12 protein-coding genes are annotated in these 13,065 nt (G+C 68.9%); 6 read left to right on the plus strand and 6 right to left on the minus strand.

Annotation, left to right across the window (positions count from 1 at the left end; genetic code table 11):
* Positions 1-98 precede the first annotated feature (98 nt).
* Genes ctaC through AC4BG9_RS04870 form a run of 3 tightly spaced genes read left to right on the plus strand, consistent with a single transcriptional unit; the run spans position 99 to position 3,183 of the window.
* Positions 99-1,019 carry an aa3-type cytochrome oxidase subunit II gene (gene ctaC, locus AC4BG9_RS04860; RefSeq protein ID WP_490569948.1) on the plus strand — a complete coding sequence of 307 codons (921 nt, stop codon included), beginning with the start codon at positions 99-101 and terminating at the stop codon, positions 1,017-1,019.
* Complete coding sequence (ctaD, locus tag AC4BG9_RS04865; RefSeq protein WP_490569949.1) at positions 1,016-2,788, plus strand: aa3-type cytochrome oxidase subunit I; 1,773 nt, start codon at positions 1,016-1,018, stop codon at positions 2,786-2,788. Before ctaC ends, ctaD begins: the two co-directional genes overlap by 4 nt.
* Positions 2,785-3,183: a cytochrome c oxidase subunit 4 gene (locus tag AC4BG9_RS04870; protein ID WP_490569950.1), complete on the plus strand. Its 399-nt coding sequence runs from the start codon at positions 2,785-2,787 to the stop codon at positions 3,181-3,183. The genes ctaD and AC4BG9_RS04870 overlap by 4 nt, the downstream gene beginning before the upstream one ends.
* Before the next feature lie 402 nt (positions 3,184-3,585).
* Here AC4BG9_RS04870 and AC4BG9_RS04875 read toward each other — a convergent pair whose 3' ends face one another.
* From AC4BG9_RS04875 to ctaE, 5 genes are all read right to left on the minus strand, one after another.
* A complete protein-coding gene (locus AC4BG9_RS04875; protein ID WP_490569951.1) occupies positions 3,586-4,611 on the minus strand; it encodes an LLM class flavin-dependent oxidoreductase in 1,026 nt (341 codons plus the stop codon).
* Between the two features lie 91 nt (positions 4,612-4,702).
* Positions 4,703-6,442 carry a cytochrome bc1 complex cytochrome b subunit gene (gene qcrB, locus AC4BG9_RS04880; protein WP_490569952.1) on the minus strand — a complete coding sequence of 580 codons (1,740 nt, stop codon included), beginning with the start codon at positions 6,440-6,442 and terminating at the stop codon, positions 4,703-4,705.
* Positions 6,439-7,521: a cytochrome bc1 complex Rieske iron-sulfur subunit gene (gene qcrA, locus AC4BG9_RS04885; protein WP_490569953.1), complete on the minus strand. Its 1,083-nt coding sequence runs from the start codon at positions 7,519-7,521 to the stop codon at positions 6,439-6,441. The genes qcrB and qcrA overlap by 4 nt, the downstream gene beginning before the upstream one ends.
* Positions 7,518-8,390, minus strand: a complete 873-nt coding sequence (qcrC, locus tag AC4BG9_RS04890) for a cytochrome bc1 complex diheme cytochrome c subunit (protein WP_490569954.1) — start codon at positions 8,388-8,390, stop codon at positions 7,518-7,520. The genes qcrA and qcrC overlap by 4 nt, the downstream gene beginning before the upstream one ends.
* Before the next feature lie 34 nt (positions 8,391-8,424).
* Complete coding sequence (gene ctaE / locus AC4BG9_RS04895) at positions 8,425-9,072, minus strand: aa3-type cytochrome oxidase subunit III (protein WP_490569955.1); 648 nt, start codon at positions 9,070-9,072, stop codon at positions 8,425-8,427.
* Between the two features lie 123 nt (positions 9,073-9,195).
* Between ctaE and AC4BG9_RS04900 the strand changes: the two genes are divergently transcribed.
* The 3 genes from AC4BG9_RS04900 to trpD are packed head-to-tail and all read left to right on the plus strand — an operon-like array spanning position 9,196 to position 11,589.
* Positions 9,196-10,119, plus strand: a complete 924-nt coding sequence (locus tag AC4BG9_RS04900; protein WP_490569956.1) for a cytochrome c oxidase assembly protein — start codon at positions 9,196-9,198, stop codon at positions 10,117-10,119.
* Positions 10,120-10,132: 13 nt separating this feature from the next.
* Positions 10,133-10,552, plus strand: coding sequence for an Rv3143 family two-component system response regulator (locus AC4BG9_RS04905; RefSeq protein ID WP_490569957.1), 420 nt, complete (start codon positions 10,133-10,135; stop codon positions 10,550-10,552).
* A gap of 5 nt (positions 10,553-10,557) precedes the next feature.
* Positions 10,558-11,589 (plus strand): anthranilate phosphoribosyltransferase, encoded by a 1,032-nt coding sequence (gene trpD, locus AC4BG9_RS04910; protein ID WP_490569958.1) that lies wholly within the window; start codon positions 10,558-10,560, stop codon positions 11,587-11,589.
* Here trpD and AC4BG9_RS04915 read toward each other — a convergent pair.
* Entirely contained in the window at positions 11,578-13,038 is a 1,461-nt protein-coding gene (locus AC4BG9_RS04915; RefSeq protein WP_490569959.1) for a hypothetical protein, read from the minus strand. The genes trpD and AC4BG9_RS04915 overlap by 12 nt on opposite strands.
* Positions 13,039-13,065 lie beyond the last annotated feature (27 nt).

Below are 13,065 nucleotides of genomic sequence, written 5' to 3' on the forward strand. Positions count from 1 at the left end.
ACGCGGACCTCACCGCGGGCTGACCCGCTCGGTCGACGGCCCCGGCACTCGGATAGTGTTCATCCCTATACGTGACTGCCCAAGAGAGAGGCTCGTTCGTGGGTCTGCAACTCCCCTCGCGCGCAGTCGCACCCGTCAAGAGGGTCGCGACCGCCACCGTGCTGGGCCTCACCCTGTTGTTCCTGGGTGCGTGCTCGGCTGAGGACACCGATGAGATCGCCCGGTTCGCGATGCCATCGCCGATTACCGAGCAGGGACCGGCCACCCTCGAGCTGTGGCGGTGGGCCTGGGTCGCCGCCCTCGTGGTCGGCGTGCTCACCTGGGGCCTGATCTTCTACTCGTCGTGGCGCTTCCGGCGCCGCAGCGACGACGAGGTCCCGGTCCAGGTCAGGTACAACCTGCCGCTGGAGATCTTCTACACCGTCGCGCCGATCATGATGGTCGTCGTCTTCTTCTACTGGACCGTCAACGTCCAGAACGAGGTGACCGAGATGGTCGACGACCCTGACGTGACGGTCGACGTCGTGGGTCAGCAGTGGTCCTGGACGTTCAACTACACCGACCAGGGCGAGGGTGGCACCACCCCGTACACGGTGGGCACCACCGCGATCCAGCCGACCCTGGTGCTTCCGGTGGACCAGCGGGTGCAGTTCAACCTGCACTCCCCGGACGTGATCCACTCCTTCGGCGTGCCGGTGTTCCTCACCAAGCTCGACGTGGTGCCGGGCCGGATCAACAAGTTCCAGGTGACGCCCAACGAGATCGGCACCTACGTGGGCAAGTGCTTCGAGCTCTGCGGCACCTACCACTCCCGGATGCTGTTCAACGTGGAGATCGTCAGCCAGGCTGACTACGAGCTGTACCTCGCCGAGCTCGAGGAGACGGGCTCCGTCTCCGACGGGCCGCTGCTCGGGGGATCCGACGCCCTGACCCAGGCCGGCCTGGACGATCCGTCCGAGGACGAAGTGGAAGAGGCCGGGCAGGCCGAGGACGATGACGAAGAAGGAGGCCAGGAGTGACCGCGCTCGCAGATTCACCGCAGGTCACGGGCACGCCGAAGCTGACCCTGGGCCAGCAGACGGTCAGGATGCTGACCACCACCGATCACAAGCTGATCGGGAAGATGTACCTGGTGACCTCGTTCATCTGGTTCATCCTCGGCGGGCTGATGGCGATGGTCATCCGTTCGGAGCTGGCCTTCCCGGGCAACCAGGTGGTCAACGACGAGCTCTACAACCAGCTCTTCACCATGCACGGCACGATCATGCTGCTGCTCTTCGCGACCCCGCTCTTCTTCGGGTTCGCCAACATGATCATGCCGATCCAGATCGGTGCGCCCGACGTGGCGTTCCCGCGGCTGAACATGTTCAGCTACTGGCTCTTCCTCTTCGGCGGCCTGATCGCCGCGTCCGGCTTCCTCACCCCCTCGGGCGCCGCTGACTTCGGGTGGTTCGCCTACACCCCGCTCTCCGACGCGGTCCGCTCTCCCGGAGTCGGCGGAGACCTGTGGATCATGGGCCTCTACATGGCGGGTCTCGGCACGATCCTGGGTGCCGTCAACTTCATCACCACGATCATCACCATGCGTGCCCCCGGCATGACGATGTTCCGGATGCCGATCTTCACCTGGAACGCGCTGATCACCAGCATGCTGGTGCTGATGGCCTTCCCGATCCTCGGTGGCGCGCTGCTCTCGCTGGAGGCCGACCGCCTGCTGGGCGCCCACGTCTTCGACCCCGCCCACGGCGGGCCGATCCTGTGGCAGCACCTCTTCTGGTTCTTCGGTCACCCGGAGGTCTACATCATCGCGCTGCCGTTCTTCGGCATCGTCTCTGAGATCCTGCCCGTCTTCAGCCGCAAGCCGATCTTCGGCTACGTCGGCCTGGTCGGCGCCACCATGGCGATCGCGGTGCTCTCCATCGCGGTCTGGGCCCACCACATGTTCGTCACCGGCGCGGTGGACCTGCCGTTCTTCTCCGGCATGACGTTCTTGATCGCGGTGCCGACAGGAGTGAAGTTCTTCAACTGGATCGGCACGATGTGGGGCGGATCAGTCTCCTTCGACACCCCGATGCTGTGGTCGATCGGCTTCCTGACCACCTTCCTCTTCGGTGGTCTCACCGGGGTCATCCTGGCCAGCCCGCCGCTGGACTTCCACGTCTCGGACTCCTACTTCGTGGTGGCTCACTTCCACTACGTGGTCTTCGGCACGGTGGTCTTCGCGATGTTCGCCGGCTTCTACTTCTGGTGGCCGAAGATGACGGGTCGGATGCTCGACGAGCGCCTCGGCAAGCTCCACTTCTGGCTGCTGTTCGTCGGGTTCCACTCGACCTTCCTGGTCCAGCACTGGCTCGGCGTCGAGGGCATGCCCCGTCGCTACGCCGACTACCTGCCGGAGGACGGCTTCACCACGCTCAACCAGATCTCGACGGTGGGTGCGTTCCTGCTCGCCGCCTCGACCCTGCCGTTCCTCTGGAACGTCTACCAGTCCCGCAACGCCCCGCTCGTCGGGGTGGACGACCCGTGGGGCTGGGGCCGGTCGTTGGAGTGGGCCACGTCGTCCCCGCCGCCGCGGCACAACTTCCACCAGCTGCCCCGGATCCGCTCGGAGTCGCCGGCGTTCGACCTGCACCACCCGGAGATCGCCGCGCTCGAGCTGGAGCAGAACGAGGCCGAGCGTCAGGGCGGGTTCGCGGACGCCCCCGACGTGTCGGGTCGCCAGGAGCTCCTGGAGGAGCGCATGGGTTCCACCACGATCGACGAGGACAAGGACGGTGACGCACGATGAAGGCCGAAGCATGGATCTTCGTGGTCACGGGAGTCTTCTTCACCCTGGTCTCGCCCGCCTACTGGGTGATCACCAACGACTGGACCGGTACCTCGGCCCTGGTGATGACCACGTTCCTGGCCTGGATGATCGCCCTCTACCTGGGCTTCCACGCCTCGCGCATGGACCCCCGCCCGGAGGACCGCAAGGACGGTGACATCGAGGAGGGGGCGGGCGAGCTCGGCTTCTTCCCGCCGTACTCCTGGTGGCCGCTCTGGTGTGCGCTGACGCTCTCGCTGATGATGTATGCGATCGCGATGAGCGCCTGGTGGCTGGTGTTGATCGCCGGGGCTCTCGGCCTGATCGCCCTGTGTGGCTGGGTCTTCGAGTACTACCGCGGGGAGCACGCCCACTGAGGCGTGCACCCACGCAGAACGGCCCCGGACGATCTGTCCGGGGCCGTTCGTCGTCTGGCTGACGGCATCGTCTACACGTCCCACGTCTACACCGAGCGGAAAGCCAGCAGTGACTCTGTCGCCGACGAGGCATAGGGTGACGACGTCGGTCAGGGTGCTGCTGGCTCTGTGCTCGGGGAGCAGCCAGCACAGGTCACCACGTGGGCATTTCGTGGGTATCCGCCCGACGATGTCGTGGGCGTCCGCTTCGACGAGGACTCCTTCGCGGTCTTCGTTTCCGACTCCGTACCCGATGCCGAACGCGAGCGGATCTACCGGGACCTAGGCCGCGACTGAGGACGGCCGTTCATCTGCTGCGGTGAACGGCACCACCCCGCGCCGCGGTCAGCAGGACACACCCTGTCAGGCCAGGAGCGCCCGGACCCGCGGGGCCACCTCGGTCCCGTAGAGCCGGATGCACTCCATCAGCCGGGGGTGCGGCAGCGGCCCGTTGGAGTACTTCAGGTCGAACCGGTCGATGCCCAGCTCGCGGACGGTGTCGGCGATCTTGCGCGCTACCGTCTCCGGGGAGCCGACGAAGAGCGCGCCGTGCTCGACCTCCCCCTCGAACTGCTCCCTGGTGGCCGGGCCCCAGCCCCGCTCCGCACCGATCCGGTCGCGGTTGGCCTTGAAGTGGGGGAAGAGCTGATCCCTGGCCTCCTGGTCGGTGGCCGCCACGAACCCGGGGCAGTGCACGCCGACCGGCTGGGCCGGCTGCCCGAGCTCGTCGAGGGCGCGCCGGTAGAGGTCGACGAAGGGGGCGAACCGGGACGGCGCCCCGCCGATGATGGCGAGCATCATCGGGAGGCCGTGCCGGGCGGCGCGCACCACGGACTCGGGTGAGCCCCCGACCCCGACCCAGGCGGGCAGGCCGCCCCGCTCGGTCCTCGGGTGGACGTGGGTGGGCGCCAGCGCCGGGCGGGTGCGGCCCTGGAACGACACCTCGCCCTCGGAGCGCAGGCTGGCGAAGAGCCGGAGCTTCTCCTCGAAGAGGATCTCGTAGTCGGCGAGGTCCAGGCCGAAGAGCGGGAAGGACTCGGTGAAGGAGCCGCGCCCCAGCGTGATCTCGGCCCGGCCCCGGGAGAGTGCGTCGAGCGTCGCGAACCGCTCGTAGACCCGGATCGGGTCGTCGGAGCTGAGCACCGTCACCGCCGTGCCGAGGGTGATCCGGGTGGTCCGGGCCGCGATGGCGGCCAGCACGACCTCGGGGGCCGAGATGGCGAAGTCGTCACGGTGGTGCTCCCCGACGTTGAAGGCGTCGATGCCCACCTGGTCGGCCAGCACCGCCTCCTCCACGACGTCGCGCAGGACCTGGTGGTGGGGGAGGAGGCCGCCGGCCTCGTCATGGGTGATGTCTCCGAAAGTGTCCAACCCGAGCTGCACGGTCATCGCGGGGCCGCCTTCCTACTCCTGGGAACACGTTCGCCCGGCCCCCTGGACGGGGACCGGGCGAACGTGATGATCACTGGCTGACGCTCACTCAGTGCCTGAGCTCGTCGCCCTCCACCGGGTGGACACCGTCGAACTGGTGCCCGTCGACGGCGTGGTCGAGCCCGGACTGCAGCTCGGCCTCGTGCTCGGCGTGGTGGTGTGCGGCGGCCAGCTCCTCGCGGGTCGGCTTCTGCACGTTGTGGCCGTTGAACCAGGCCGACAGCCGGGCGCGGAGCCGGTTGGCACGGGTGCCGGGCGCCGGCACCCCGTTGGCGTCCACGTCGCTCTCCAGCGTGTAGACCTCGTCGCGGTCACGCGCCGTGAGGGTGTACTGGCTGTCCAGCGGGAGCGGCAGGTGCCGTTCGCTGTAGGCCCCCTCGGGCGAGCGCATGATGACGCCGGTCTCGTAGCCGTGGAGGAGCTTCTCCTCGTCGTGGCGCTGGAGAGAGATGCACCAACGGCGGGTGATCCAGAAAGCGATCACCGGACCGATGAACACAGCCGCCCGCATGAAGTAGGTGATCTGGTTGATGCTCAGGTCGAACTTGATCGCGATGATGTCGTTGCCGCCGGCAGCCCACAGGAGGCCGTAGAACGTCATCAGGGCCACCATGACCGCGGTGCGCGTGGGCGCGTTGCGCGGACGCTGGAGCAGGTGGTGCTCCCGCTTGTCGCCGGTGATCCACGCCTCGATGAAGGGCAGCAGCAGGACCACGACGAAGAGCAGGATCGGCAGCACCAGGATCGGCAGCAGCACGTTCCAGGAGAGCGTGATGCCCAGGAACGACGACTCCCAGCCGGGCATGATGCGCAGCGCGCCGTCGGGCCAGCCCATGTACCAGTCGGGCTGGGAGCCCGCGGTCACCTTGGACGGGTCGTACGGGCCGTACTTCCAGACCGGGTTGATGGTCATGAAGCCGCCCATCAGCGCCGTCACGCCGAAGACCACGAAGAAGAAGCCGCCGGCCTTGGCCGCGTACACGGGGAGCATCGGGTAGCCGACCACGTTCTGCTCGGTGCGTCCGGGCCCGGGCCACTGGGTGTGCTTGTGGTAGACGAGCAGGAGCATGTGCGCCGCGATCAGGGCGAGGAGCAGACCCGGGATCAGCAGCACGTGGATGATGTAGAGCCGCGGGATGATCGACTCGCCCGGGAACTCGCCGCCGAAGAGGAAGAACGACATGTAGGTGCCGATCACCGGCGCGGACTTCATGAAGCCGTCCGCCGCCCGGACGCCCGTGCCCGAGAGCAGGTCGTCGGGGAGGGAGTAGCCGGTGAAGCCCTCGAGCGTGCCCAGGATGAGCAGCAGCATGCCGATCACCCAGTTGAGCTCACGCGGCTTGCGGAAGGCGCCCGTGAAGTAGACGCGCATCAGGTGGACCATCATGGAGGCGATGAAGATCATCGCCGCCCAGTGGTGCATCTGCCGCATCAAGAGGCCGCCACGCACGTCGAACGAGATGTCCAGCGCCGAGACCATCGCCTCGGACATGTAGACGCCACGCAGCTGGTCGTAGGAGCCCTGGTACTGCACCTCGGACATGCTGGGGGTGAACCAGAGCGTCAGGAAGACGCCGGTCAGGAGCAGCACGACGAAGCTCCACAGGGCGATCTCGCCCAGCATGAACGACCAGTGGTCGGGGAAGACCTTGCGCAGGTTCTTCTTCATCGCGCCGGCGAGGCCGAGGCGCTCGTCGGCCCAGGTCGCCAGCCCACCGGGCTTGGACCGCTTGGCGGTCGCAGCGGTGGTGGCGTTGGTGGAGGCCACCTTGCTGGTGTCGATGCTCACTTCGAGTCACGCTCCCAGTAGCTCGGACCGACGGGTTCGGTGAAGTCGCTCTGCGCGATCAGGTAGCCCTCGTCGTCGACGGCCAGGGGCAGCTGAGGCAGTGCCCGCGCGGCCGGTCCGAAGACCACCCGGGCGCTGTCGGCCAGGTCGAAGGTCGACTGGTGGCAGGGGCAGAGCAGGTGGTGCGTGATGCGCTCGTTGAGCGAGATCGGGCAGCCCACGTGGGTGCAGATCTTGGAGTAGGCGACGATGCCGTCGACGGTCCAGTTCTCCCGGCCGGGGCCGGGGGTGATGTCGTCCGGCTCCATGCGCAGCAGGATCAGGGACGCCTTGGACTTGGCGACCTGCAGGGCCGCGCCCTCGAAGACGTGGTGACCGTTCTCGTCGACCGCGAAGATCGCGGCCGGCTGGGCGTTGACCAGGTCGCCGATCTCCAGGTCGGAGACCTGGATCGGAGTGCCGAGGACGTCGCGGACGACTCGCTCGCCCTTCTTCCAGATGGTGTGCTCCAGGCCGCCGCCGTTCTCCGGGTCGACCACGTCGTCGGAGAAGGGGAGGGGGCCGAGGTCGCGCAGCAGCACCACGGCCGGCAGGCCGAGGGCGGCCATGGCGCCGAGCAGCGAGTTGCGCACCAGCGGGCGGCGGCCGATGCCGGACTCGGCCAGGCCGGTCTGCAGCGCCTCGACGGCGCCCTCCCGGTCCTCGTCGGAGGAGCGCGCCGGGTGGCGGTACTCCACCAGCTCGTGGTCTGCCATGAGCTTGCGGGCCCACTGGATGATGCCGACGCCGAGCAGCAGCAGGGCGAGGCCCAGGGTGGCACCCAGCGTCACGTTGGAGGCGCCGAAGCCCATCAGCGTGTCCGGGTCGTCCCCGACGTCGAAGGTGAAGTAGGCGACGACGAAGAGGACGGCGAACAGCGCGGAGAGCCCGAAGAAGGTCGCGACCTGGCGCTCGGCCCGCTTGGCGGCCCGCTCGTCGACGTCGGTGGGACGCCACTCGTGCGGCGGGAGACCCGGGTCCGCGATCGGGTCACCCTCGACCGCGGGGAGGTTCTGCTCGTTGTGGTCGTTGTGACTCACGCTTCCACCTTGTCCTTCTTCGAACGGGTCGAGTGCGCAGCGATCCACACCGCGAACGCGACCAGGCTGCCCATGCCGATGACCCAGGCGAAGACGCCCTCGGAGACCGGTCCGAGGCCACCCAGGCCGAAGCCGCCGTACTCGGGCTCGGACTCCAGCGACTTCAGGTAGGCGATGACGTCACGCTTGGCGTCGGGCGGGATGTTGCCGTTGGAGAAGACGTCCATGCTCTGCGGGCCGGTGAGCATGGCCTCGTAGATGTGCTTCTCGTCGACGCCCTTGAGCGAGGGGGCGTAGCCGCCCCGGGGCATGGCTCCGCCGGAGCCGTTGAAGTTGTGGCAGGCGGTGCAGTTGGTGAGGAAGATCTGGCCGCCGCGGGAGATCGCCTCCTGGCGCTCCTCCTCGGACAGGCCGTCGACGCTGTAGTCCTCTTCGGTCGGGATCGCCGGGCCGGGGCCCAGGCTGGCCACGTAGGCGGCCATCGCGTCGATCTCTTCGTCGTTGTAGAGGCGCTCCTTGCGGGGCGCCTGGTGGCTCGGGTTCGCCAACGGCATCCGGCCGGTCCCGACCTGGAAGTCGACGGCGGCAGCGCCGACGCCCACCAGCGAGGGGCCGATGTTGTAGCCGTCGCGGACGGTGCTCACGCCCTCGGCGTTCAGGCCGTGGCACGAGGAGCAGCCGACCAGGAAGAGCTCACGACCCTGCTCGATGAGCTCCTGGTCGCTGGTGGCCTGCTGCGCGGTGGCAGGGGCGAAGGCCGAGTAGAGCCCGCCGGTCATCACCAGCCCCAGGAGCAGCACGGCAAGACCCGCGAGCGGGGCCCGGCGGTGCCGGGAGAGCCGTCCGGCGGTTCGATTCAGGAGACGCACGTGACAAATTCCTCTTCAGATCCGGTTCGGAGACTCATTGGATGAGGTAGATGGCAGCGAACAGGGCGATCCACACCACGTCGACGAAGTGCCAGTAGTAGGACACGACGATGGCGCTGACGGCCTGTTCATGGGTGAAGCGGCGGGCCAGGTAGGTGCGGCCCAGGACGAAGAGGAAAGCGATCAGACCCCCGGTCACGTGGATCCCGTGGAACCCGGTGGTGAGGTAGAACATCGTTCCGTAGGCGGAGTCCTGGATGGTCACGCCGTGGTGGACGAGCTCGACGTACTCCAGCGCCTGGCCGGCGACGAAGATCGCGCCCATGACGTAGGTGAGGATGAACCACTCGCGCAGACCCCAGCCCTTGACGGCGAAGATCGAGCCGGTGCGGCCCACCTGGCCGCGCTCGGCGGCGAAGACACCCAGCTGGCACGCCACGGAGGACAGCACCAGGATCGTGGTGTTCCCCGCGGCGAAGGGCACGTTGAGGTGAGCGGTCTCCTGAGCCCAAAGATCCGGGCTCACCGCCCGGATCGTGAAGTACGACGCGAAGAGCGCCGCGAAGAACATGAGCTCGCTCGCGAGCCAGATGATCGTCCCCACGCTGACCATGCTGGGTCGATCGTGGTGCCCGTGTAGCCGGGATGCCGGAATAGCCGTTGCTGTCGCCACGGTAGTCATTATGTCGGAGGGTCTCCCCGGCAGTACCCCTACCCCCTCGGTTTGGGCGTTTCGCCGCAGCGGGCCCCCAGTGCGGTCGCACTCCGGGCGCCGGGGCCTCGGGGCGCCGCGTACTCTGAGGCAATGCTCGTTGCCTCATCCGGTTCGACTGTGCTACCGGAGTTCACCCTCGGCCGTGTCTTCACCGACTGGGGCCTCGCGCCCGTCCCGTTCGTCCTGACGGTCTGGGTCTGCGGCCTCTACCTCCTCGGCGTCCGGACCCTGCGCCGGCGCGGCGACGACTGGCCCTGGGGGCGGACCGTGGCCTTCGTGGGCCTCGGCATGGGCTCCTTCGTCTTCGCCACGGCCTCGGGCCTGGCCCGCTACGACACGGTGCTGCTCTCGGCCCACATGGTCCAGCACATGATCCTGTCGATGGTGGTGCCGCTGTGCCTGGCGCTGGGGGCGCCGGTGACCCTGGCCCTGCGCACCCTCCCGCGGCCGCCCCGCACCTGGCTGCTGAGCCTGCTGCACTCGCGGGTGGCGCGGGTGCTCTCCTTCCCGCCACTGGTCTTCGGCCTCTACATCCTCTCGCCGTGGGCGCTCTACTTCACCGGCTGGTACGACGCCAGCCTCCGCTCCACGTACGTGCACGAGATGATGCACGTGCACCTGGTGCTGGTGGGTGCCCTCTTCTTCTGGCCGCTGATGGGGATCGACCCCGTGCCGGGCCGGGTCAGCTACCCCTTCCGGTTGCTGCTGACGGTGCTGACGCTGCCCTTCCACGCCTTCCTGGGCGTCACGATCATGGGGCAGAGCCAGCTGCTGGCCGGTGAGTGGTACCTGGCCCTGCGCGAGGGGCCGATGGGCGCCTGGCTGCCCGACGCCATGGACGACCAGCACCGCGCGGGAGGCATCCTCTGGGCCTCGGGCGACCTGATCGGCATCATCTTCCTGCTGGTGCTCTTCGCCCAGTGGGCGCGCTCCTCGATGAAGGAGGGCGAGCGGGAGGACCGCCGGTTGGACCGGATGGAGGCGCGGGAGCAGCTGGCCCGCCCAGGCGGGTAGCATCAGCGACGTGATGGACACGAATGCCTCGAAGACCGCCCCGCTGAAGGTGCTCGTCTACTCCGACGACATCAACACGCGTCAGCAGGTCATCCTCGCCCTGGGACGGCGTCCGCACCCCGACCTCCCCGAGCTGGAGTACGTCGAGGTGGCCACCGAGCCCGTCGTCATCGCCAACATGGACGCCGGCGGCATCGACCTGCTCATCCTCGACGGCGAGGCCGTCCCGGCCGGCGGCATGGGCATCGCGAAGCAGCTCAAGGACGAGATCTACGACTGCCCGCCCGTGCTGGTGCTCACCGGGCGACCCCAGGACGCCTGGCTGGCCACGTGGTCCCGGGCGGAGGCGGCCGTGCCGCACCCGATCGACCCGATCCAGCTGGCGGAGTCGGTCGTGGCACTGCTGCGCTCGCGCGTGCCGGCGACCGCCTGACCTCGATGGCGGCCGCCACCTGGCCGGAGGTCCTCACCGACCTCGTGGCCGGTCGTGACCTCTCCGTGGACCAGGCCCAGTGGGCGATGGGCGAGATCCTCGCCGGGGCGGCGAGCCCCGCCCAGATCGCGGGCTTCGCGGTGGCGCTGCGCGCCAAAGGGGAGTCGGTCGACGAGATCGAGGGGCTCTCCGACGCGATGCTCGCGGCCGGCAACCCCATCTCGGTGCCGGGTCGCCTCCTCGACATCGTGGGCACGGGCGGGGACCGCTCGATGTCGGTCAACATCTCGACGATGTCGGCCATCGTCGCGGCCGCGGCCGGTGCCCGGGTGGTCAAGCACGGGAGCCGTTCCGCCTCGTCCCAGTCCGGGTCGGCGGACGTGCTGGAGGCCCTCGGCATCCGGCTCGACCTACCGCTGGAGCGAGTCGCGGCCATCGCCGAGGAGGTCGGCATCACCTTCTGCTTCGCCGCCGCCTTCCACCCCGCGATGCGGCACGCCGCCGCACCGCGGCGTGAGCTGGGGATCGCGACCAGCTTCAACCTGCTCGGACCGCTCTCGAACCCCGCCCGTCCTGCGGCCCAGGCCATCGGGTGCGCGGACCTGCGGATGGCCCCGATCATGGCGGAGGTCTTCGCCCGACGTGGCGTGGATGCCTGGGTCTTCCGCGGGGACGACGGACTCGACGAGCTGACCATCACGACGACCTCGACCGTGTGGAGCGTGCGGGACGGCCGCGTCGAGCGCGGGACGGTCGACCCCGTGGAGCTCGGGTTGTCGCTGAACCCGGTCGAGACCCTGCGCGGCGGGGACGCGGCGTTCAACGCCGAGGTGGTCCGCAGCCTGCTCGGGGGGCGGAGCGGGCCGGTGCGCGACGCGGTGCTGCTCAACGCCGGGGCTGCTCTGGCGGTCTACGACGACGGCGCGGGCACGACGGTCGACCGGCTGGCCGCGGGGATGGAGAAGGCGGCGCAGGGGCTCGACTCCGGCGCGGCTCAGGATCTCCTTGACCGCTGGGTCGCCGCCTCACTCGGCTGACACGTCGAGCCACCCCTCGGGCGCCACGAGAAAGACGAGGGGTGTTTCCGCGTCGTCGTCGTCCTGTGCTTCCACCGTCCAGCCCCAGCCGTTCTCGAGCGCGTACGCCAGCGGGCTCTCCGTGAGCAGGAGGGCATGGGTGACCGGCAACGCCCTGAGCTTCTCGTCCCACCCGGGCTCCAGGTTCTGGATGTCCAGGTTCCGCTCCAGCTCCGCATCGGTGAACATGTCGCCGTATCCGTGCATCACCGGTGCGAGATCGGGATAGAGCCACATGTCGATGCCGCCCAGATCCCAGTTGTTGAGGAGGGCGCTGCCGGCGGGCAGGGCTGCCACGGCTCGCGAGGCCGCGCTGTCCTCTCGGGGAGGCTGCTGTGCGGTGAACGGAACGGTGGCGGCGAGGACCGCCGAGGCGAGGACCCCCAGAGCGACTATCGCCCGCCCCTCCCACCGCGCCGCCGGTCTGCGGGGGACGAGAGTGCCGAGCGAGGTCGCCAGCATGGGCACCAGGACTGCCACGGCCACGGGCACGGAGCGCTCGGCCAGGAGCATCCAGCCACCTGCCATCGCGAGCAGGCAGAGCTCGAGCCAGGACTGGGCGCCGTCCCGCAGTCGGATGAGGAGCGTGATCGCCAACATGAGCGCGGCGCTCGCCGTGACCGGGTCCGTGAACTCCGGTGACGACCACTCGGTGAAGAAGCCGGAGATGCTGCTCACCCGTGCCGTGGCCGTCCAGATCGCGGGGCCGACTGGCGTCAGGCCTGCTGCCAGCAGCGAGAGGACGGGTACGAGCCAGGGTGCCCAGAACGGGTGAAGGGCCCGATCTGGGGGTGCTGATCGGCGGTCGAGGCTGAGCCCGAGTGCGGCGCCCAGACCGACGATGACCCCGGAGAGCCACATACCGTGCACCATGGCCCAGACCCAGGTGAGGGGGATCGTCCACCAGGGGAGCCGACCGTTGCGTCCTGCGTTGAGCCAGGCAGCCGTCACGAGGACGAGGAACAGGTAGCTCGCCACCTGCGGGCGCGAGGTGAGGAACGGGAGGTTCCCGAAGACTGCGAGCCCCGTGACGAGGGCGGCCACCAGCAGACCCCCGAACCGTCGCGAGACCAGGGCGAGGGTGGCCACCAGGGCGATGGCCACGGTGCCGCTCAGCCAGGCGACTCCCGGCAGGCCGAACCACTTCTCGGCTCCGGCGTACAGAAGCTGGCTCAGCCACTGTGTGGGGGACCATTCCGCAGTGGCGAACGGGGTCACGGTGCCTGGGGCCCACGGGGTCCACTGCCCCAGGAACTCCCGCCCCAGGCGCAGGTGGAAGAAGGTGTCCGGATTCGTCACGGGCTCGGCGAATCTCTTGACCACGACCGCGAGGGCTCCGCCCAGGACCAGCAGGGGAACCAGCGTCAGGATCAGGGGGGCACTGGCACGCGAAGGGTCGGGCTGTGGCACCGGGCCACCCTTGCACGACAGGCAGGA

Source organism: Nocardioides sp. Z40_12 (genome assembly GCF_058215795.1).

What these genes read in the sequence shown, in the direction of transcription:
- AC4BG9_RS04870 (WP_490569950.1), top strand. Translation starts at nt 2,785, where the DNA reads ATGAAGGCCGAAGCATGGATCTTCGTGGTCACGGGAGTCTTCTTCACC.
- AC4BG9_RS04875 (WP_490569951.1), bottom strand. Translation starts at nt 4,611, where the DNA reads ATGACCGTGCAGCTCGGGTTGGACACTTTCGGAGACATCACCCATGAC.
- ctaE (WP_490569955.1), bottom strand. Translation starts at nt 9,072, where the DNA reads ATGACTACCGTGGCGACAGCAACGGCTATTCCGGCATCCCGGCTACAC.
- AC4BG9_RS04900 (WP_490569956.1), top strand. Translation starts at nt 9,196, where the DNA reads ATGCTCGTTGCCTCATCCGGTTCGACTGTGCTACCGGAGTTCACCCTC.
- AC4BG9_RS04905 (WP_490569957.1), top strand. Translation starts at nt 10,133, where the DNA reads ATGGACACGAATGCCTCGAAGACCGCCCCGCTGAAGGTGCTCGTCTAC.
- trpD (WP_490569958.1), top strand. Translation starts at nt 10,558, where the DNA reads ATGGCGGCCGCCACCTGGCCGGAGGTCCTCACCGACCTCGTGGCCGGT.